13 protein-coding genes are annotated in these 22,006 nt (G+C 58.5%); 3 read left to right on the forward strand and 10 right to left on the reverse strand.

From position 1 onward, the window contains the following. Positions 1-15: 15 nt before the first annotated feature. The 6 genes from astB to ACTZWX_RS08350 form a co-directional block, all read right to left on the reverse strand. Positions 16-1,356, reverse strand: coding sequence for an N-succinylarginine dihydrolase (gene astB / locus ACTZWX_RS08325; protein ID WP_444713538.1), 1,341 nt, complete (start codon positions 1,354-1,356; stop codon positions 16-18). Between the two features lie 13 nt (positions 1,357-1,369). After that, a complete protein-coding gene (gene astD / locus ACTZWX_RS08330; protein ID WP_444713539.1) occupies positions 1,370-2,845 on the reverse strand; it encodes a succinylglutamate-semialdehyde dehydrogenase in 1,476 nt (491 codons plus the stop codon). Between the two features lie 43 nt (positions 2,846-2,888). Continuing rightward, positions 2,889-4,022 (reverse strand): arginine N-succinyltransferase, encoded by a 1,134-nt coding sequence (gene astA, locus ACTZWX_RS08335; protein ID WP_444713540.1) that lies wholly within the window; start codon positions 4,020-4,022, stop codon positions 2,889-2,891. A gap of 27 nt (positions 4,023-4,049) precedes the next feature. Beyond that, positions 4,050-5,060, reverse strand: coding sequence for an arginine N-succinyltransferase (locus ACTZWX_RS08340; protein WP_444713541.1), 1,011 nt, complete (start codon positions 5,058-5,060; stop codon positions 4,050-4,052). Between the two features lie 180 nt (positions 5,061-5,240). After that, entirely contained in the window at positions 5,241-6,455 is a 1,215-nt protein-coding gene (locus ACTZWX_RS08345) for an aspartate aminotransferase family protein (RefSeq protein ID WP_286251857.1), read from the reverse strand. Between the two features lie 59 nt (positions 6,456-6,514). Next, positions 6,515-7,966 (reverse strand): exonuclease domain-containing protein, encoded by a 1,452-nt coding sequence (locus ACTZWX_RS08350; protein WP_444713542.1) that lies wholly within the window; start codon positions 7,964-7,966, stop codon positions 6,515-6,517. A gap of 87 nt (positions 7,967-8,053) precedes the next feature. Between ACTZWX_RS08350 and ACTZWX_RS08355 the strand changes: the two genes are divergently transcribed. Beyond that, entirely contained in the window at positions 8,054-9,352 is a 1,299-nt protein-coding gene (locus ACTZWX_RS08355) for a hypothetical protein (protein WP_444713543.1), read from the forward strand. 408 nt (positions 9,353-9,760) lie between these two features. Here the strand turns inward: ACTZWX_RS08355 and ACTZWX_RS08360 are convergent, their stop codons facing one another. Both ACTZWX_RS08360 and ACTZWX_RS08365 read right to left on the reverse strand, forming a co-directional pair. Next, entirely contained in the window at positions 9,761-11,014 is a 1,254-nt protein-coding gene (locus ACTZWX_RS08360) for an NADH:flavin oxidoreductase/NADH oxidase family protein (RefSeq protein WP_444713544.1), read from the reverse strand. Positions 11,015-11,099: 85 nt separating this feature from the next. Further along, complete coding sequence (locus tag ACTZWX_RS08365; protein ID WP_444713545.1) at positions 11,100-12,281, reverse strand: acyl-CoA dehydrogenase; 1,182 nt, start codon at positions 12,279-12,281, stop codon at positions 11,100-11,102. 200 nt (positions 12,282-12,481) lie between these two features. Here ACTZWX_RS08365 and ACTZWX_RS08370 point away from each other — a divergent pair, with 200 nt between their 5' ends. Beyond that, a complete protein-coding gene (locus ACTZWX_RS08370) occupies positions 12,482-16,411 on the forward strand; it encodes an ABC transporter permease (protein WP_444713546.1) in 3,930 nt (1,309 codons plus the stop codon). Continuing rightward, positions 16,408-17,493 (forward strand): hypothetical protein, encoded by a 1,086-nt coding sequence (locus ACTZWX_RS08375; protein WP_444713547.1) that lies wholly within the window; start codon positions 16,408-16,410, stop codon positions 17,491-17,493. Before ACTZWX_RS08370 ends, ACTZWX_RS08375 begins: the two co-directional genes overlap by 4 nt. Positions 17,494-17,660: 167 nt before the next feature. Here ACTZWX_RS08375 and aceF read toward each other — a convergent pair whose 3' ends face one another. Beyond that, positions 17,661-19,310, reverse strand: coding sequence for a dihydrolipoyllysine-residue acetyltransferase (aceF, locus tag ACTZWX_RS08380; RefSeq protein ID WP_444713548.1), 1,650 nt, complete (start codon positions 19,308-19,310; stop codon positions 17,661-17,663). A gap of 10 nt (positions 19,311-19,320) precedes the next feature. Next, positions 19,321-21,984, reverse strand: a complete 2,664-nt coding sequence (gene aceE / locus ACTZWX_RS08385) for a pyruvate dehydrogenase (acetyl-transferring), homodimeric type (protein ID WP_444713549.1) — start codon at positions 21,982-21,984, stop codon at positions 19,321-19,323. Positions 21,985-22,006: the final 22 nt, after the last annotated feature.

A 22,006-nucleotide genomic window follows, 5' to 3' on the forward strand; every position in this document is an offset into this window, starting at 1 on the left:
CCACAGCCCCGCTGATTACAGTTGGAAATCGTAAATAGAACCGAGCCCCAGAATACCGGTGAGCTCGTCTAGGGCCTTGCGGACCTCCTCCAGCAGCATCGGGTCTGCCAGATCCTGTTGGTCGAGCTCACTCCGGTAATGGGCGTTCACCCAGGTTACCAGGCGGTCGTAGAGTGCATCGGTCAGGATCACGCCCCGATTGATGGCATGCAACTCCTCATCGTTGAGCACCACCCGCAAACGCAGGCAGGCGGGCCCGCCTCCGTTTCTCATGGACTGTTTCACATCAAACACTTCCACGCTGGTGATGGGGCCATCGCCTTTGACCATCTGATCCAGGTAACCGCTTACCGATGGCACTTCCCGGCACTCACCGGGCACCGCCAGCAGCATACCGTCCGGGGTATTCAGCAGCTGGCTGTTGAACAGGTACGAGGCCACGGCATCTTCGATGGGCACCTCATTGGCAGACACCCGAACGGCCTCCAGCGCAGCCCCGGTCAGCCGTTCGCTCAGTTCCGCCAGCACCCGATCTTCCTCCAGAAACGCCAGTTCGTGGTAGAACAGGCAGTTGCCGTTGCCCACCGCAATCACATCGTTGTGGAACACGCCGGCATCAATGGCGGCTGGGTTCTGCTGTGCAAACACCGCGTGGCGGTCACTCAGCCCATGTAGCCGGGCAATAGCCCTGGAGGCTTCCAGGGTTTGTCTCGCCGGGTATTTGACCGGCGCCGGGGCCTGCTCGTTGAAGGCTATCTGGCCATACACAAACAATTCCACACCGGGTTCACCATAACGGCTGCACAACCGGGTATGGTTGGCCGCCCCCTCATCCCCGAAGTGGCTGACCGAGGGCAAGGCCGGGTGGTGGGCAAAGTAGCTTTCGTCAGTAAAAATGGCTTTCAGGGCGCGGCCGGTCACCAGGTGCTCGATGGACCGGTGAAACTTGGCGCTCAGGTTAGCCGGAGTGAAATGTACCCGATGGTCTTTGGTATCGGCACTGGGGGACACCGTCGCCGCATTCGCGGTCCACATGGCAGACGCCGACGACACCGCAGCCAGAATGGAGGGGTCTGTACTCGCGGCCTGCTCCAGCACCTGCCGGTCATTACCGGTAAACCCGAGGGCGCGCAGTGTCGGCAAGTGTGGCCGCTCATGGGGCGGCAACACGCCCTGAACGAAGCCCCGATCGGCCAACTGCTTCATCTTGGCCAACCCTTGCAAGGCAGCTTCTCTGGGATTGGCCACCGAGTTCACGTTGGATTTCGACGCCACATTCCCCCAGGACAACCCTGCGTAGTTATGGGTGGGCCCCACCAGCCCGTCAAAATTCGCTTCAACCGCGTGTTTCACCATAGCAGGCTTCCTGTCAGTCAAATGTCAGGCCGGGCGCCAGGGTATCTGGCATTTCACTCTTGCCAGACTCCAGCGAGGCCATGGGCCAGGCGCAGTAGTCCGCCGCGTAATAGGCACTGGCGCGATGGTTGCCGCTGGCGCCCACTCCACCAAACGGTGCCGCACTGCTGGCACCGGTCAGCGGCCGGTTCCAGTTCACGATGCCGGCGCGCACCTCTTCCACCAGCCGGTTATACAGCTTGCGGTCGTCACTCAGAATGCCCGCCGACAGCCCGAAACGGGTGTTGTTGGCCAGCTCCAGGGCGTCGTCAAAACTCTTGTAGCGGTAGACCGTCAGCAGCGGGCCAAAGAATTCCTGATCCTTCAGCTCCACCTTCGTGGCATCGACAATACCTGGTGACAACAAGCCTGTGCCAGGCTTCAGCTGTTTCATCTCCAACAGGGAACTGGCGCCCTTCTCCAGCATATCGGCCTGGGCCTGCAGCAGCATCTCAGCCGCCTGGGCCGAGATGACCGAGCCCATAAACGGCTGGGGCTCGGCATCAAAATCGCCCACCTGAACACGGGAGGCAACGTCTACAAGGCGGGCCAGGAACTCATCCCCTTTCTTGCCTTTGGGAACCAGCAGACGGCGTGCGCAGGTGCAGCGCTGGCCGGCCGACAAAAACGCAGACTGGATGGTGTGATGAACTGCACCGTCTACATCCGCCACGTTCTGCACAATCAGCGGGTTGTTTCCGCCCATTTCCAGCGCCAGGATTTTCTCCGGCTGGCCGCCAAACTGTTCGTGCAGCAGATGACCAACATTGGAGCTGCCGGTGAAGAACAGACCGTCGATCATCGGGTGGCGGGCCAGGCATATGCCGGTATCAGCCCCGCCCTGCACCAGGTTAATCACGCCATCCGGCAGGCCCGCCTTTTCCCAGAAACGCACGGTCATTTCGGCAACGCCCGGTGTCAGCTCACTGGGCTTGAACACCACGGTGTTGCCTGCCAGCAGGGCCGGCACAATATGGCCGTTCGGCAAATGGCCAGGAAAGTTATAAGGGCCGAACACCGCCAACACGCCATGGGGCCGGTGTCGCAGTACCGCATGTCCTCCGGCCACATCTGACTCTGAGTGCCCGGTCCGTTCGTTGTACGCCCTGATGGAAATGGGCACCTTGCCGATCATGGCCGCCACCTCTGTGCGGGATTCCCACAGCGGCTTGCCGGTCTCCAGGCCAATCTGGTGCGCCAGGGCCTCTTTATTGGCCTCCAGCTGCTGGGCAAACGCCTCCACCACCGCCTGGCGCTCGGCAAAACTCTTCCGGCGCCAGGCTGCAAATGCAGCCCGGGCCTCACGAACGGCGGCGTCCACATCTTCGAGGTTAGCGCCGTTGCCATCCCAGACAGTCTCACCCGTGACCGGCTGTAACGATTCAAATGGCTGCCCGTGGCCCTGAATCCACAGCCCGTCTATAAAAAGATTGCCTGACAGGTTTGCCATTGTTCCTCACCTCCAATTAGGGAATTTGTCAGCGGCTTCAGCGCTAATCCTGACCATGCCGGTTACGATAATGGCGTACCCGGTCGAGAATTTTCTCGTCCTCACTTTCCTGGCCCTTCAGTGTATGAATGGGTGACAAAGCGCTTTCCTTCAAGGGCGCAAGGCGAACCGGATCTCCGGACTCGATCAGCAGAGCTTCCGCCACGTCGCGGGGAATGCTCACGGTATCTGGCCCGATACATTCCATGGGCAGGGTGGTGACCCTGAAGTCCCGAAACGCTCGGTTTGAAATCATCACGCGCTGTTCCGGTGGCACGTCCAGGTTCATGGGTTTATTGACCACCATGGCATGGCGATTGATGGATTCCCGAACGGTTCGGATGTTGTTCACGAACGCCTCCACCGCCGGCCCGCCATCAAAAATATCCACCATGCCGTTAAAGTTGAAACCTTCTGCCTGCAACATTTTCAATGCCGGCCGGGTATTATCATGCACCATGCCAATGACCGCCCGCGCCTCTTCCGGCAGCATCGGCAGGTAGATCGGGTACTTGGGCATCAGCTCGGCAATAAAGGACTTGTTGCCAAGGCCAGAGAGCATGTCCGCCTGGCTGAATTCCATGTCAAAGAACTTGCTGCCAAGGGCATCCCAAAGCGGGCTGCGACCGTCTTTATCAGACACGCCACGCATCTCGGCAAAGACTTTTTCCGAGAAGTGCTTGCGGAAGTCATCGAGGAACATGAACCGGCAGCGGGATAACAACAAGCCATTGCCTCCTCCCTGATAACCTCCGGCCAACAACAGCGAACAGATTTCGGTGGTGTCCGTCATATCGTTGGAAAGGTGCAAGGTGGGTGTACGCACATGCACGCCCAGCTCCCGCGAGGCATTCACCGTAACGCTCAGCCGGTAATTGTAGAACACCTCTTCCAGGCCCACGCGGGCTTCAATGCCGCTGATGCCAACCGTTTTTCGGCTTTGGGTCTCTTCCAGGGCAAACAGGTACAGCCCGGCTTCCGGGGCACAACGCTGGTTAAAGGATTCCCGGGTGCGCTCGATCTTGCGTTGCAGCAGTTCCCGGTCTGCCGGCAGGGTGGTCAGCCCTTTGCCGGCGTTCTGGGCCATGCCATAAAGATCATCAAGATCGTTTTCCTGCAACGGGCGAATCAAAAGCATGTTACGCCCTCCCCTGAGCTGGATTGATCATAATGACGAGATCCTTACCCGGTCCCCGGCGCTCCGGCCCAATGCATGCCAGGTGCTGACCGGTACCTTTACGTCGTCCGCCAGTGTCTCAGACACCGGAGTCAGCAGGCAGCGGAAGTCTTGCCCTTCTCCGGCTGACATCAGGCAGGTTTCCCCATCCAGACCTTCACTGCCATGAAGCGTTTTCGGTTGGCTGGTCACAACGGTTTTCAGTGTGTCGGTTCGGGCTTCCAGCACCGGGCCGCCATCAAAGATATCCACGTAGCAACCGGGCAGGAAACCTTCCCTTTGCAGCAGGTCGTAATTGGGTTTGGTCAGCGGGTGAGGTTCGCCCAGTGCTTGTTGAGCCGCCTCACTCAGCAGCGTGACATAGATGGGGTTCGGGGGCATGAGTTCGGCAATGAAGGTTTTGCTGAGCTGGCCGGAGTGCTGGTCGGCGGTTTCGAAATCCATGTTAAAGAAGTGGCGGCCAAGGCTGTCCCAGAAGGGCACATCGCCGTTTTGGTGCTGTATACCCTGGATCTCCACCACGGTGCGATTGGTGAACCATTCCAGGTGGCTGGCGATGAACATCATGCGGGCGCGGGAAAGCAGCTCAAAGGCCGGGGTGTTTCGCAGGTCCGGTTTGAGGGTGAAGGCACACAGCAGGGTGAGGTCGGTGAGGGCGTGGCTGGGGTACAGCACTTCTACGCGCCGGGAGACGTTGAGTTCGTGGGAGGCGTGGATAAGGTAATCGCGGCGGTAGTTGTAGAACGGTTGGCCGTTGCCTGCCTGGGTGTCTATGCCGGCGGTGCCGGCGAGTTGGCCGGTTTCTGTGTCTTCCAGTACGAAGAGGAGTCGGCGTGGGGTGTCGGTTTTGTTGGCGAAGCTGGCCTGTGACTGTTCGAGTTTTTTGGTCAGGGCGGCTTGGGTATTGGGCAGGGTGGACGACAGCCGGCCGATCTGGGCGTTGGTCAGGTCCAGAATCTGTTGCAGGTCATCCAGTTTGGCTGGTCTGACTCGCCACATAGTCATTACTCCCGGGGTCTGATCGCGACTTTTGAGTTTGCCGGCCGGGGGCAAGCTGTTTACTCCTTCCGGGAAACGCTACGAGCACATCCCTGTGCGCTTCGTTCCGGCCATCCATGGCCTCCAAGATTCCCGGAAGGAGTAAACAGCCCGCCCCCTGCTTTGGGTTATGCCGTCATGTTATGCCGTCAGTTTTTTCACTGCCGCCTCAAACCGCTCCAGCGCTTCATCAATATCCGACTCCGGAATGATCAACGAAGGCGCCAAACGAACCACGTTAGCGCCTGCGATCAGTACCATCACGCCCTCATCCAGGCCGGCGTTGAGGAAGTCTTTGGCTTTGCCCTGCCATTTTTCGGTCAGCACACACCCCAAGAGTAGACCAGCGCCGCGCACTTCGGAAAACACGCCGTAGCGTTCGCCGATGTCCATCATGCCTTTGCGCAGTTTGTCGGAGCGGGCTTTGACGCCTTTCAGGATTTCCGGCTGGCTGACGGTGTCGATCACTTTCTGGGCCACTGCGCAGGCCAGGGCGTTGCCGCCATAGGTGCTGCCGTGGGTGCCTACGCCGAGGCTTTTGGCGGCTTCGGCGGTGGTGAGCATGGCGGCGACCGGGAAGCCACCGCCCAGGCCTTTGGCGCTGGTGAGGATGTCGGGCACGACGTTGTACATTTCATAGGCGTACAGGTGGCCGGTGCGGCCGACGCCGCTTTGTACTTCGTCGAACACCAGCAGGGCGTTGTTGTCGTCGCAGAGCTGGCGCAGGCCTTTGAGGAATTCAGGGTCGGCGGGCATAACGCCACCTTCGCCCTGGATGGGCTCAACCACGATGGCGCAGGTTTTTTCTTTGGAGACCAGCGCCTTTACCGAGTCCAGGTTATTGAATTCGGCGTGGTGGATACCTCCCGGGGCCGGTTCGAAGCCTTCCAGGTATTTGGGCTGGCCACCCACGCTTACGGTAAACAGGGTGCGGCCGTGGAAGGAGTTGGTGAAGGAGATGATTTCGTTTTTCTCCGGGCCGTAGTGTTCCCAGGCGTAGCGACGGGCCAGTTTGAAGGCGGCTTCGTTGGCTTCGGCACCGGAGTTGGCGAAGAACACCCGTTCTGCGAAGGTCTGGTCGCACAGGGTTTTGGCCAGGCGCAACGCGGGTTCGTTGGTCATCACGTTGGACAGGTGCCAGATTTTTTCGGCCTGTTCCTGTAACACGCCCACCAGGCCCGGGTGGCAATGGCCAAGGCTGGTGACCGCAATGCCGCCCTGTAGGTCCACAAACTCTCGCCCTTCCTGGTCCCACACGCGGGAGCCCTCGCCTCGCACCGGGATGATATTACCGGGGGCGTAGTTGGGCACCATTACTTCATCAAACAGTTCGCGGGAGACAGGTTCTCTGTTCATGGATCTCTCTCAGTGACTCATTGCTAAGTGACAGGGTGAATGCCCCCATAATACGCCACTCACGGCATAAGAACAGCCGGTTGCGTCAAAGGTGGTAGTTCGATGATTCGATACGGCTTTTTATCGCGGCCCAGCAGGGCTTTGACCAGCAGTTTGTAGGAGTCGAGATCAAAGGTGACGGGGTCAGACCCCGGTTCAAAGTCGTTCAGTTCCTCCTCGCTGTGCAGGGTGGCGATGTGCACCCAGTTGTAGACAACCAGAATATCGGTGCGGTCGGTGTCGCGGTTCTCTTCCACCAGGGCGACGGGCCCGGGCCAGGGCCAGGTTTTCAGGCGCAGGCTGTGGAAGGCGATCTGCATTCTCAGGTTGTATCGGGTACTGTCTTCTGCGCCCTCGCAGGCGCCTTTGCATCTACCCAGGCTGCGTTGGAAGCATGGGCCGGCACCGCCTGGTTCCAACCCGAGCAGTTTGCCGCACAGGTCGTTCTTGCCGGCAATGCCGCGAATGGCGCCCAGCGCATCGCGTTTGCTGCGGAACAATCCGAAGTAATCCCCGAGCTGGTCCGGCACCACTTTTCGCGCCAGTTCCGCCTGCAGATAGCCCTCTTTATTAGTCGTCAGTGCGATGCTGACCAGGTTCTTGGCGGCACGGGAGCGGCGGTTGTAGAGCGGGTTCAGGCTTTTGATCTGTTTCAGTTCCAGCAACAAGGCGCCCAGCTCACCGGCGGTTTCCGTAAACTCCACCCGGCGCAGGCTTTCGGACATGCGTAACCCTCGGGTGGACTGGTGATCACCAGCGAAATGCGACGCCACCCTCTGGGCAATGTTGGTGCTTTTGCCTACATACAGCAGCACATCGTTATCGCCGTAGAACCGGTAAACACCCGGCCCCTGTGGCAACTCCGCTAAGATCTCTGGCGGCACGTTAGAAGGCGTGCTCTGGCGCTGAAGCAGTCGCTGGATGGCCTGGTTCACTGTGTCGGTGTCATGCTCAACCAGAGCATGCTCGAAGAACGCCAGCATGGCGGAAACGTCGCCCATGGCCCGATGACGCTCCACCTGCGGCAGGTTGTGGCGGTTGATCAAGGCATCCATATTGTGGCGACTGTGTTCCGGATAGAGCGCCCGGGACAGCCTGACCGTGCACAACACCCGGGCGCTGAATGCTCGCCCCAGCTTACGGAACTCAGACTTAATAAAGCCGTAATCGAAGCGGGCGTTATGGGCAACAAAGATCACGCCAGCCAACTGACTTTCCAGCTCATCGGCAATATCTGAAAACAGCGGGGCATCCTTCACCAACTCGTTGCTGATGCCCGTCAGTCTTTCAATAAAACCGGAGATCCGCGTTTCCGGGTTCAGCAGGGTTTGCCATTCCCCCACCACGTCACCGGCCCGCCAGAACCGGATACCGATCTCGGTAATCCTGTCCCGCTGCGGATTGCCACCGGTGGTTTCGATATCAAGGAAAGCAAATGTTTCGTTACTGAGAAGATCAGGTTTCTTTGTCATCTGAGGTATTACGACCATTTGGCAGGGCCGGATGGCAGCATTGCCGCACCAACGAGCTATAGACATTCGTCTAAATAACCACCAATTATGTTTGAATTGTCACAGATTCGTAACTACCTTGTTTTCGGGTCCAACAACAATAAACGTGTGGAGACAACAACGATGCAAAGCAACAAGTTAAGAATGGCTATTCGTGCAACGGCGGCAGTCGCTGTGTTTGGCGTAGCTGGCCAGGCAAGTGCTGTTAGCTTCAGTGCGGGTGATTACGACGTAAGCGTTTACGGTTACGCTCGTATGAATGCCAGCTACGATGTGGATAGTGATCAGGCCCTGAGCACTCGCTCAGGCTCTTATGCTGGTCTCGCCGGCAACGATAATGCAGCAGATGGCCATTTCGGCGCTGACGCTGTGCAAAGCCGCCTAGGTTTCAAAACAGTATCACCGGAAGGTGTGAGCGTTACCGTTGAGGGTGACTTCCGCCCGGGTAACCTTCGCCTGCGCCACGCGTTTGGTGAATACAATGGCGTGTTGATGGGCCAAACCTGGTCTAACTTCAACAGCTTCGTTGGTAATACCTCGACTCTGGACTTTGACTCTCTGCCAGGTTTGGCAGGCCTGCAAGGCCGTGTTGCCCAGGCTCGCTATACGACAGGTCCTTTCTCTGTATCATTAGAGGATCCGCAAGCCTCCTTGATTGGAGCAACTGCTCTCACCAGCGCCGGGACACCAATCTTTGACGAAAACGGAGATCCTGCCCTCAACGCTGATGGCGATCCAGTTTTCCTCGGCCGCACAACAGCGAGCACCCAGAAAGACAGCATGCCCGCGCTGACCGCCAGAATGGAAGACTCTGCGGGCGGTCTGTCATACTCAGCGGCTGTTCTGGCTCATCAGATTGGCTTTGATGATGGTACCAATGATGATAGCGCCTTCGGGTTCGCAACCTTTGTTGCGGCCAAGATGGCTCTCACCGATATGATCACCCTTCAGGGTACGCTGACCTACACTGATGGCGCCAACAGCTACCTGTATCGCTCTGGTGAAAACTTCGGCGCCGCCAGCGGCTACGTAAACGGCAACAGCCTTGAGACATTATCTGGCTATGGCGGTTCCGTTGGTGCCGGCCTAAACTTGGGTGGTGGGCGCAGCATCAACATCGGCTACGGCTATGTTGAAGTTGACTGGGATGATGCAGTAAGTGATCTCGGCGCGGCCGAAGTTGCTGATCAAAGCGAAAGCAACCAGGCTATTATGGCCAACTACCAGTGGACACCGGTCAAAAACGTCATGATGGGCGTTGAGTACCAGTTCCTGAAGCGTGAAAACGTTGATGGTACAGACGGCGATGCTAACCGCATCCTGTTCGCTGCGCAGTACAACTTCTAACCCTTCCTGTTAGAAGTTAACTCAGAATGACCCCGGCTTCGGCCGGGGTTTTTCGTTCCAGGTTGGTGCAGTTTGCACCGCCATGCATCACTGCACTCACTCGCCCCGAATTGCGCGTCACACCAACCCTGAAAACTCAACAAGTTAGCTGTTTCCGCACCTTTGGCACGACTGATGCAATGTTCTGATTGCAAAGCCGGCCTCCGCAACGTTGCCCGGCCTCTTCTGTCGCAACCCGATGAGGTGACACCATGAAAATAGCCAAAGACCAGTCCGTTCTGTTCGAGCTTACCCAGCCTTCTGAAGCCATTGCCATGCAGGATCTGCACAACTATTTCGATTGGATGTTTTTTGCGAACTGATCCGATCAGCAGCAGACCAGGGGCTCTGGCCTGCTGCTGAGTTACTTTACTCCCCCGCCCGCAATCGGGTGCGAACACCCCGGGTGGTCATCACACCCAGCACCTCCATTAGCGACAGAATGCCCCGGTCATGCTGTTTCGGTGCCTTGCCACGGGCAATGCGGCCGATCTGACGGGTGTACCAACTCACTTCCATCAGGGCCATATCATCAATCAGGCGGATGCCGGTTTTGATGGGTTTTACCGCACTGGTTACCTGATTGCCCGCCATGATCCGATTCGGCAGATCCGGTTCGACCACCAACGGCCGGGCCAGGCCCACCAGGTCCGTCGCGCCGGAGGCGATGGCCTGGGCCATGCCGGTTTCGGTGCGGAAACCTCCGGTGACCATCAAGGGCACGTCGGTCAGCTCACGCACTTTCTCGGCGAATTCGAGGAAGTAGGCCTCCCGCGCCAGGGTGCTGGCCTTTACCTCGCCGTCTTCCGCACCCTTGGCCATGGCCGGGTTCTCGTAGTTACCGCCGGAGATTTCCACCAGGTCAATCCCCTCCGCTACCAGTGCCTTAATCACCGCCAACGATTCGTCCTCAGTAAAACCTCCGCGCTGGAAGTCTGCGGAGTTCAGTTTGATGCCGATATTGAAATCGTCACCACAGGCTTTCCGGATAGCCCGGTATACCGCCAGCACAAAGCGCCGACGTTTCTCGGCAGAACCGCCCCACTCGTCTGTGCGTTGGTTGTGGTGCGGCGACAAAAACTGACTGACCAGGTAACCATGGGCACCGTGAATCTGCACACCGTCGAAACCGGCCTTCTGGGCGATGGCGGCGGCATGGGCAAAGCGCTGGATGATGTCTTCTATTTCCGGCCCAGTCAGGGCTCGGGGGGTGGCGAACATGCTGCGGAGTTCCTTCTTGAAAGGAATCGCGCTGGGTGAGACCGGGTCTTTGTTCAGCATTTTTGGGCTTTGCTTGCCGGGATGGTTCAGCTGCATCCAAATCTGCTTGCCACCCTGTTGCCCGGCCTTGGCCCAGGCGGTCAGAAGTTCCAGGTCGGTTTCGTCCTCGATAACCACATTCTGGGGCTCCCCGATGTGCCTGCGATCAATCATCACATTCCCGGTGATCGACAGCCCGGTTCCGCCCTCTGCCCAGGCACGATACAGGGTTGCCAGCTCTTTGGTGGGGTGGTTATCAATGGTGCCCAGGGTCTCGCTCATAGCGGACTTTGCAAAGCGGTTGGGGATGACGGAGCCGTTTCGCAGCTTAAGCGGGGTGGAGAGCAGTTTTGCCGGATTCATGGAAGCCTCATGTCATTGTTCTCAATGTTCATGAGGCTGATAGTGGATGGCTGGCATCGGTTCGGCATTGGCCGAGGCGACAGGCTCAGAAGAAAGCCTGAATCCCTGTCTGGGCCCGGCCAAGAATCAACGCGTGGACATCGTGGGTGCCCTCGTAGGTGTTCACCACCTCCAGGTTCACCAGGTGGCGGGCGATACCAAATTCGTCGCTGATGCCGTTACCACCGAGCATGTCCCGGGCGAGCCGCGCCACGTCCAGCGCCTTGCCGCAGGAGTTGCGTTTCATGATGGAGGTTATCTCCACCGCCGCCGTCCCTTCGTCTTTCATCCGGCCCAGGCGCAGGCTGCCCTGCAGGGCCAGGGTGATGTCCGTTTGCATGTCCGCCAGCTTTTTCTGGATCAGCTGGTTTGCCGCCAGAGGCCGGCCGAACTGTTGGCGATCCAGCACATACTGGCGGGCTGTGTGCCAGCAGTCTTCCGCCGCACCCAGGGCGCCCCATGCGATGCCATAGCGGGCGGAATCCAGGCAGGTAAACGGACCTTTGAGGCCGCGCACATCGGGGAAGGCGTTTTCTTCCGGCACGAAGACGTTATCCATCACGATTTCACCGGTGATGGACGCCCGCAGGCCCACCTTGCCATGAATGACCGGGGCGCTCAGGCCCTGCCAGTCCTTCTCCAGCACAAAGCCCCGAATCTTGTCGTCATCATCCTTGGCCCAGACCACAAAGACATCCGCAATCGGGCTGTTGGTGATCCACATCTTGCTGCCGGTCAGGCGATAGCCGCCATCCACTTTGCGGGCCCGGGTAATCATGGCACCAGGGTCTGAGCCATAGTCTGGCTCGGTCAGGCCAAAGCAGCCAATCCATTCGCCGGAGGCCAGTTTGGGCAGGTATTTCTGGCGGGTTGCTTCGTTGCCAAACTCGTAGATGGGCACCATGACCAGGGACGACTGCACGCTCATCATGGAGCGATAGCCGGAATCCACTCGCTCTATCTCACGTGCAATCAGGCCATAGCTCACATAGTTAAGCCCGCTACCGCCGTATTGCTCGGGCAGGGTCGCACCCAGCAAGCCGTTCTCGCCCATTTCGCGGAAGATAGCAGGATCGGTGTGTTCGTTACGGAAGGCCTCCACCACACGGGGGCGGAGTTTCTTTTCAGCAAACTGCCGGGCGCTGTCGCGCACCATGCGTTCGTCTTCGGTGAGCTGCTGGTCGAGCAGCAGGGGATCTTCCCAGTTGAAGCTTGGTTTGTTGGCCATGGATAATGTCACTTTAACGGTATTGTTACGCCCACTATCGCTTTAGCCCGGCCGGGTTTCAAGCCGCGGGGAGGCCCGCTACACATCACAAATTCCGGAACCGACGGGCGCAGCAATGTGACATCATCATCTGGGCCATATAAAATTTCGAATCATTGAAGCAAGAAGCTTCTCTCAGCCATTGATAAGGAACGTCAACCATGAGCAATCTGGCCCATAGCCGCCTTTCCGACGGCCCTCCCTGCACCTTCTGTGATTTCATCGTTGCTGTGCTTGGCAGCAAGCACAGCCAGGAACAGCGCCCGGTGGTTTTTCAGACGGCAGAAGCCCCGTTCCCCGGGGTTGAACGGCGCCTGCCGGATGGTATCCAGAAAAGTTATCTTAGAGCGGTCGACAACAGTGAATCCGCCCTGCACATTTGGCCTTGGCGCAACCAGCCCGCCAGCCGTGCGGTACTGGAAGTAGATGCAGAATCCGGCGCGCCGATTCACCTTCCGCTCACGGATGCTCCGGCACCCGAAAGCATCCATTCTGAAACTACCGCCAACATCCTGATGCCAACCGTGCCCATGGCCTGGGTGCGGGGAATGAATCACGAAGGCAAGCACCTGACCTGGCCAGCGCTCGCCCGCCCCGGGTTCCTTTATCTATTCCGGAACGGCACACTCTGGCGAGAGCTGCAAATCGCCTGGGAAGGCAACCGGCCGCAATTCCGCGACGTGAGGCTGGCGGACCACCGCACCGAAGACGGCCAATTTACCGAAGACCGTCGCCCCGCCGTGGGCAAACCGCTGACAGATGTCTGGGTACCCATTCGCCTTGATGGGCAGGACCAGTCCCTTGAAGCCGCCTTCAGTGAATCTCCGCTCTCCGCCGCAAGGCTGAATTGCCTGCAGAGCGATTCCGGGCTTCGACATTACCGATGCAGCCAGTTCCGGGACTTGTACCCGGCAGATCAACCCCAGATGGGCTTCGCCCGCTGGCCGGATGCCGCCAAACGAACCGTGTTCCGATTAGACAAAGTTGAAGCGCAAAGGCCCAGGGTACCGGCCAAAGAGTGGCAGTTTGAGCGGCCCTGGGAATACCTGGCCGATACCACCGGAACCTACGCCGGCAAAGAGCTGGATATAGCTGCCAGCCTTTATGAAGAATGGAATGCCGGTGAGCGTACCGAGCCCCTGGCCCCCTTCGAACACCCCGAGCCGGCCGCGCTCGGCATTGCAATTCAAAAGGATCTGGACCGGTCCGGTGAAACCCCACCGCAACGGCCGTTCAGCTACGATGAATGGCGAACCGGCGATTGCCAGACAGACGCCCTTGACGATTTGAGAAATCGGGGCGTGTGCGGCCTGCGAGTTGAAGATCATTTTTACGAGATGCGGCACCAGCAGGCACGCATCAACACCGCACGTCATCTGTTGAACCTGTGTGCCGAAAAAGCCCGCAAAAATCCGCAGCTGGAAAATGCCCTCCTGGTAAACCAGATCATCCTGCCGGGCCGGATCGGTCGCCAGAAGAACCCCCTGTTCAAATACAGCCTGGCGTTACCCTCCAGTGGCCGGCAAAAGATTCGCCGGGTGCTGATGACCGAAGAGCGCACCCTGGGCCAACACTACCTGACCCTGGCCCAGGCGGAACTGCTGCAATGCCTGAAACGCCAGCCCTATCAACAAGCCCTGGCTGACCTGTTTAGCGCCGAGGGTTTCGACTACGCCGGTGCTTTCCGCTGCGCCGGACACTTTATAAGCGACACCCTGGAACCCGCCTGCAAGCAAGACCCACTGGACCCGGAACACAGCCAGCCCAGTCCGGACAGCGACGGCAAAATCTGGGTAAGATCGCTTTGTACCGAACAGGCAGCCGCCAGTGCCTCGCGAGAGGAAGTCTCTCTCGCCCGCATGTTGTGGCCGCAAACCACACCAAACAGCCAAACCGAACCCTACCAACCCCCGGAAACGCCCGAACCCAACGATGGCACGGGTGTATTCCGGGGTGCCGCCCTCGCCGCCCTGGAAAAGCTGGATTTGCCGGAGGATTTGAGCGAAATACTGACGGTGGAAGGACTGCGTTTGGCTGATGACATTCAAAGCGGCGCAATGACCACACTGATGCTCGCGGGCATGAACTCCGGCATGAAGGCGTTGGACAGCTCACACAGTGAATTGCACCAGTCCATCCGTTCCGCCATGGCCGCGCTGGAGAACAACGACCGACAACTCCAGAACCTGACCGACGAACAAACCCGCCTGGCCCAGCGCCGCGCAGCCCTGAAAGCAGAACACGACGCGGCCAGCCAGGAATGGATGAAGCGCAACAGCGATGAAGCATTCAGGAAAGAACAGGCCGCCTCCAAAGCCCTCAAAGACTTTGACGAAGCCAGCGCACGCCTGGAACAACAACAGGCAGAAACCCGGCAGGCCATCCAGCAGCGCCTGATGGCCCAGCGCATTGCCACCATGGCGAACCCGATGGAAGGCATACGCCAGGCCATGCCTGAAATGCTGCCGGATTTGCGGCAAATGACATTGAGCGACGCCATTGCCCAAGGCAAATACGTGCTTGGCCTGGAAGACCTGGGGCCAGACGGCGCACGCTATAACCCGGAAACGCCCGCCGCAGGCAAGGCACTGGTTTGGGTACTGAGCCGGGACAAGCCCACCACCCAGGCTATCCAGGCACTCACTCGGGCCGAGAATAACCTGACCCTGGCACGCCGGGCCCTGGCCGAAGCCAACGGCAACCACGACGAGCTCCGGGCGAAGTTGCAGGCAGCCCAGAGCCGGTACAATCAGGTGGTCGACGAACTGAAGCAGACCGGCGGCCGGATTCGGGATATCAATGCGGATATTCGCAAGCTGGAGGGCGAAGCGAAGGCGAACCGGGTGGACCTTAACGCTGCCGAGCGAAGCCGGTTGCACCGGGTGCTGAATACACCGGCTTTGCCGTTGGTGGTGTTGGCTGTTGAGGCGGTTAATGTGGCGAATGCCCTAACTAACGAAGACCGGATTTCGAGGGAGCGTGGGCGCCTGAGAGCAATCTCAGGAACAATTAGCTCTTCATATGGTGCTGGATTAGCATTGATTCTGCTCTCAGAGCGGTTTGCTAATGAAGCCCTCAAAAGAAAAATATCCGCTGTTCTGAGTCACGAATTCGAACATCAGGCCGCTACAGCTATCGCAAAATTCTTCGGCGCAAAAGCGTTGACCGTAAAAATGCTGCTTGGTGGCATCGGAGGTCTCGCCCTTACAGGCGTCAGCTTGTCTGACACCATCTACGCCATAAACACTGGCGACCAGGCAGCTCTCGGTCACGGCGTCGTTACTGTGGGTGGCGTGGTGACAACACTCTCCGCGATGGTACCCGCCCAACTCACTCTACTTGGCATGGGACCTCTGGGGTGGGCCGGCCTATGCCTGATCCTTGGGGGTGCGGTACTTGTCGCACTCTATGAAGACGAACCTATAGAGAACTGGCTGAAGAACGGTCCTTTCGGCGAACATGACGGATTGCCTCATCTGAAAGGTGACAACAACGCCTTGGAAGCCTGGTACCGGCTAGTCTACCTGCTCTCTCAGGTGCAGGTATCAATATACCCGATTCCGGAAATCACCCGAGTAGCGCTGAAACGCCAGGGGCTGGACAATCATGATCTCGCCCAGGCAACCCACCTCATACGGCTTCGGAGCAATCTGTCAGGCATGACCGGCTTCACGGAACAACAAATGACGTTCAAGCTTCAACTACTCAGCCACCGAGTTAAACAGGATAGCAACCACTCGGTTCCATTGGCCTCTCAGCCGGTTCCAGACACCGAAATGCACAGATACATTCTCCGGGAGGGCGCCACGCCGGATGGTTATGAGTACATCGTTAGGACACCCTCGCCCCATACGGAAACGACCAAGTTTCTTCGCATACCGCTCAGCACTCACAATGTGAGCTACTCCTGGCATCCAAAAGCCCAGGTTCGCCTGGAAACCGGCATCCGGGGACTCGCTTTTCCGGCACCGCCACCCAAGGATTCAACTATTTTCGACGTCAAAGATAATGAACATACGGAACCGGACTTCAGTAACAAAAAACAGCTTTTCTGGATCAATGAATTCAGCAGCCCGGGAGCAACGGGATGACAACGGATAAACCTGCATCGGGATACTACGGCCCGAAGGCCTATGATTCCGAACACATCCCCCGCCAAAAGCGCCCGGCACCGGGCGCTAATCCGGCACAGCCCTGGTTTAACCAAAAAGCGGACCAGAAATTGCCTTGGGGCCACACAGAGGATGTCGTGCCGCAGATCATTCGACGGCGAAATCGTCCCGAAATGCTCCGGAAGTTCGAGAAAAACCCACTGCCGTTCGGAGATCTGCAGACTCATCAGCGCATTGACCATGAATGCTATCGGCATGCGACAACGGCACTGAGGACCCGTATTCTTCTGTTTTTCAATGCCTTCGGTAACCCTTTCGTCATCGCATTTATGATGCTGCCGGTAACAATTGGTTTTTTCTCCCACTGGAGACTCAGCCCACCAGACGAAACCTTTGGCCAGATGTTGATAGCTTTTATCCCAATTCTGGCGATTTTTGTAGGGCCCCTTATAGCCTGCAACCTCATCCCCACTGCCCTGTTCAAACTCTTCCCCCGGCAGCTCATCAAGCCCGACAAGGGCCCTCTGTGGGAACTCAATCGCCGCACGGGCCTGGTAACGGTGTATCACTACGACAAAAAAGGCACCTGGGGCAAAACCGGCCAGCCGGAAGAAGAAACGGCCCCGTTCTACGAGTTCGATGCCTACACCTCCAACGAACTGATCCACGGCGGCGGGGTGGTGCACACCCTGTACCTGGCTCACCGGTACCGCAACATCCTGATCCCCATCGGCACCCTGATCGGCAAAACCAATCCCGAGGAGTGCTACGCCCTGTGGGACATGTTCCAGAACTTCATGGACACCAGCCGGCCACTGCCAGATATTCCCCTCTGGGAAGAGCATCGCCCCAACGACCCGGTCACCGCCGAACACGACCGGCGAACAAACCGGCCGCCCCGTCACTGGCGGGATATGGATAACGATACCTGGAAACAAAAGAACGACGAGATGGCGCTTCAGGTGCTGCGGCTGAGCACCCCAGGGCGGCTGGATATTATGCGGAATAGTTGGGAGTATTCACCAAGGACACGCCGGCAGCGTGCGGCTTCAGCAGAGTAGATACCTTACGCCAGCCACAAACGGCGGCCCGACCAGGGCATCCGGTGGAGGCCGAAGGCAGGAACGAATCTGATGCAGCAAATTGGTATAGGTTTGGCCAGGCTCAACGCAAAGACGAGAAAGCCGCCCCGCCACTAAGAAGCTACGGAGCGGCCCTCAATTCAGGACTACAGCAGCAGGGTACGAATATCTCCCAACAGCTGCGCCAGCAGGTTGGTAAACCGGGCGGCATCCGCCCCGTTCACCGCACGGTGGTCGTAAGACAACGACAGCGGCAGCATCAGCCTCGGCTGGAATGCCTTGCCGTCCCACACCGGCTTCATGGATGCCTTGGAGACACCCAGGATGGCCACTTCCGGCGTGTTCACGATGGGTGTGAACGCGGTGCCGCCAATGCCGCCCAGGCTGGTGATGGTAAAGCAGGCGCCCTGCATTTCTGCCGGCTTCAGCTGCTTGTCCCTCGCCTTCTGGGCCAGTTCGGCGCTTTCGGCGGCCAGTTCCCACAGGCCTTTCTGGTCAACGTCCCGGATGACCGGCACCATCAGGCCGTGGGGTGTATCCACGGCAATGCCGATGTGGATGTACTTCTTGCGCACCACCTCTTTGCGTTCCATGTCCAGGGACACGTTGAACTGAGGCAGTTCCGCCAACGCGGCGGCGCAGGCCTTGAGCAGGAACGGCAGTGGGGTCATCTTCACGCCACGCTTTTCGCCGGCCGTTTTCTGGGCCTTGCGGAAGTCTTCCATCTCGGTGATGTCGGCATCGTCGAACTGGGTTACGTGGGGTACGTTCAACCAGCTACGCTGCATGTTGGTGGCGGTGGCCGCCATCATGCGGGACATGCCTTCGCGCTCCACTTCACCAAACTGGCTGAAATCCGGCAGCTTCACGCCGGGAATGCCGGAGCCTGTGGCGACACCGGTGCCCTGCTGGACCTGCTGCAGCTGGCTCTTCACATAGGCGTGCACGTCGTCTTTCAGGATTCGGTTTTTCGGGCCGGACCCCTTCACCCGTGTGAGATCTGCCCCCAGTTCCCGGGCCAATTTGCGCACGGCGGGGCCGGCGTGCACCTTAGTGCCCGGTGCCGGTGGCTCGTAGGTAGAACCCTGTGGCTGGGGCGCGGCTTCCTGCTTATCGGCTTTTGCTTCGGGTTTGGCCTCCTGGTTTTCTGCCTTGGCGCTTTCCCCGGAATCTGACGCTTCTTCCTCGTCGCCACCATCCTCTTCGATGGTCATTTCCAGCAGGTCAACACCCTCGGAAAGCTTGTCACCTTCCTTCACCAGAATCTTGCCAATCTTGCCGGCGTAGGGCGACGGAATTTCCATGGTGGCCTTATCGGATTCCACCGTCACCAGCGGATCATCTTCGCCAACGGTGTCGCCCTCGGCCACGTTGATTTCGATCACCGGCACATCGTCAAAGCCATCCAGTGACGGCACCTTCACCACTTCGGTGCGTGAGCCGCCGGACTTTTTCTTCGGCACCGGTTTGCTGTCTTCCGCTTTCGCCTCGGTTTTACTTTCTGCTTTCGGTTCGGGCTCGTCCGCTTTGTCACTACCGGCATCTTCGGAGCCGCCAGCACCACCTTCCATCATGCCGATAACGTCGCCTTCCTTAACCTTATCACCCACCTTGACGGTGATCTTGGTGATCTTGCCGGCGGCGGGCGCCGGCAGTTCCACAGAGGCTTTGTCGGATTCTACGGTCAGAATCGGATCTTCTTCTTCAACGGAGTCCCCTGCACTGACGATGATTTCGATGACCTCGACTTCATCAGCACCGCCGAGATCGGGAACCTTGATTTCCTGTTCACTCATGGCGGTCTCCTTAGCTCAGCACCGGGTTCGTTTTATTGCGATCGATTCCGTACTTGCGCATGGCTTCGAGAACCTGTTCAAGCTTGATCTCACCATCTTTGGCCAGGGCAGACAGGGCGGTGACGGTGATGTAGTAGCGGTCCACCTCAAAGAAGCTACGCAGCTTCTCGCGGGTATCGCTACGGCCGAAACCGTCTGTGCCCAAAGTCATAAAGGTTTTCGGGATAAAGGCCCGCAACTGCTCGGAGTGCAGCTTGATGTAGTCGGTGGCAGACACCACCGGCCCCTGGGCCTTCTCCAGGCACTGGGTAACGTAAGCCTGGCGCGGCTTGTCGTCCGGGTGCAGGTGGTTCCAGCGCTCTACGTGCTGACCGTCACGGGCCAGTTCGTTAAAGCTGGTCACGCTCCACACGTCGGAGGCTACGCCCCAGTCGTCTTTCAGCATCTGGGCGGCTTCGCGCACTTCGTTCATGATCGCGCCGGCACCCAGCAGCTGAACCCTCGGGCTCTTCTTGCGGCCCTTGGTTTCCACCGATTCATACTTGTACATGCCCTTGATGATGCCGTCTTCGCAGTCTTTCGGCATGGCAGGCTGTTCGTAGTTTTCGTTTTCGATGGTCAGGTAGTAGAAGACGTTTTTGTTGTCTTCGAACATTTCTTTCATGCCGTGGCGAATCACCACGGCCATTTCGTAACCGTAGGCCGGGTCGTAGGCCTTGCAGTTCGGAATGGTGTTGGCCAGTACGTGGCTGTGGCCATCCTGATGCTGCAGGCCTTCACCGTTCAGGGTGGTTCGGCCGGCGGTACCGCCAATCAGGAAGCCGCGGGCCTGCATGTCGCCGGAGGCCCAGGCCAGGTCGCCCACACGCTGGAAGCCGAACATGGAATAGAACACATAGAACGGAATCAGCGGGTAGCTGTTGGTGCTGTAGGAAGTGGCAGCGGCCATCCAGGTAGCCATGGCACCGGCTTCGTTGATGCCCTCCTGCATGATCTGGCCTTTCTTGTCTTCCCGGTAGTACATGATCTGGTCACGATCTTGGGGCACGTACTTCTGGCCTTCGGAGGTGTAGATACCGAGTTGACGGAACATACCTTCCATACCAAAGGTGCGAGCTTCGTCCGGAACGATAGGCACCACACGCTTGCCGATGCGCTTGTCTTTCACCAAGGCACTCAGAATGCGCACAAACGCCATGGTGGTTGAGATAGCACGGCCGTCAGAGCCTTCCAATACTTGCTTGAAGATATCCAGCTCCGGAATCTGCAGTGGCTGGCAATCCTTGTTGCGCTTCGGATAGAAGCCGCCGAGATCCTGCCGGCGCTTTTTCATGTACACCAGTTCCGGGCTGTCTGGCGCCGGGCGGTAGTAGGGCACCTCTTCCAGCTCGTCGTCTTTCAGGGGCACGCCGAAACGGTCCCGGAATTCCTTCAGGGTGTCGATGTCCAGTTTCTTAAGGGAGTGGGCGGTGTTCTGGGCTTCGCCCGCCGCACCAAAGCCGTAGCCCTTGATGGTGTGAGCCAGAATGACCGTCGGCTTGCCGTTGGCCTGGTTCACCGCCTTGTGGTAGGCGGCATAGACTTTGTAGGGATCATGGCCGCCGCGGTTGAGCTTGCTGATCTCTTCATCGGACATGTCCTCAACCAGCTTCGCCAGTTCCGGATAACGACCGAAGAATTCCTTACGAGTGTAAGCTGGGCCCTTGAAGCTGAAGTTCTGCAGGTCGCCGTCGCAGATTTCATCCATGGCACGCTGCATGGCGCCATTTTCGTCTTTGGCGTAGAGCGGGTCCCAATGGCGGCCCCACACGACTTTGATCACGTTCCAGCCGGCACCACGGAACACGCCTTCAAGCTCCTGGATGATTTTGCCGTTACCACGCACCGGCCCGTCCAGCCGCTGCAGGTTGCAGTTCACCACGAAGATCAGGTTATCCAGGTTCTCACGACCGGCCTTGGAAATAGAACCGAGGGTTTCCGGCTCGTCGCACTCGCCGTCACCGATAAACGCCCACACCTTGCGGTTGTCCATATCGGTCAGCTCACGGCTGTGCAGGTACTTCATTACGTGAGCCTGATAGATCGCCTGGATTGGCCCCAAACCCATAGACACCGTGGGGAACTGCCAGTAATCCGGCATCAGCCAGGGGTGTGGATAGGAGGACAGGCCTTCGCCGTCTACCTCTTCCCGGTATTTATCGAGCTGTTCTTCCGTAAAGCGGCCTTCCAGGAAGGAGCGCGCGTAGATACCTGGCGCTGCGTGGCCCTGGAAGTACACCAGGTCAGATTCCCGCTTGTCGTCGCCACCGTGGAAGAAATAGTTGAAGCCCACGTCATACAATGTGGCGGCAGAAGAGAAGGTGGAAATATGCCCGCCCAAATCACCCGGGCGTTTGTTGGCTCGCACCACCATGGCCATGGCGTTCCAGCGGATCAGCGAGCGAATTCGGCGCTCCATAAACAGGTCACCCGGCATCTGGGCCTGTTTGGCCACCGGAATGCTGTTGCGGAACGGTGTAGTGATGGAATACGGCAGTGCTGTGCCATCTCTGCTGGCGCGCTCAGACAAACGCTCCAGAATGTATTTGGCCCGATCAACGCCTTCGTTCTCGATCAGAGATTCCAGCGCATCAAGCCATTCACTGGTTTCAATGGGATCATCATCCTGGTACATCAAACCCTCCCCTTGGACTCAA

The sequence above is a fragment of the Marinobacter sp. NSM genome (assembly GCF_052380025.1).
Classification (GTDB): Bacteria; Pseudomonadota; Gammaproteobacteria; order Pseudomonadales; family Oleiphilaceae; genus Marinobacter.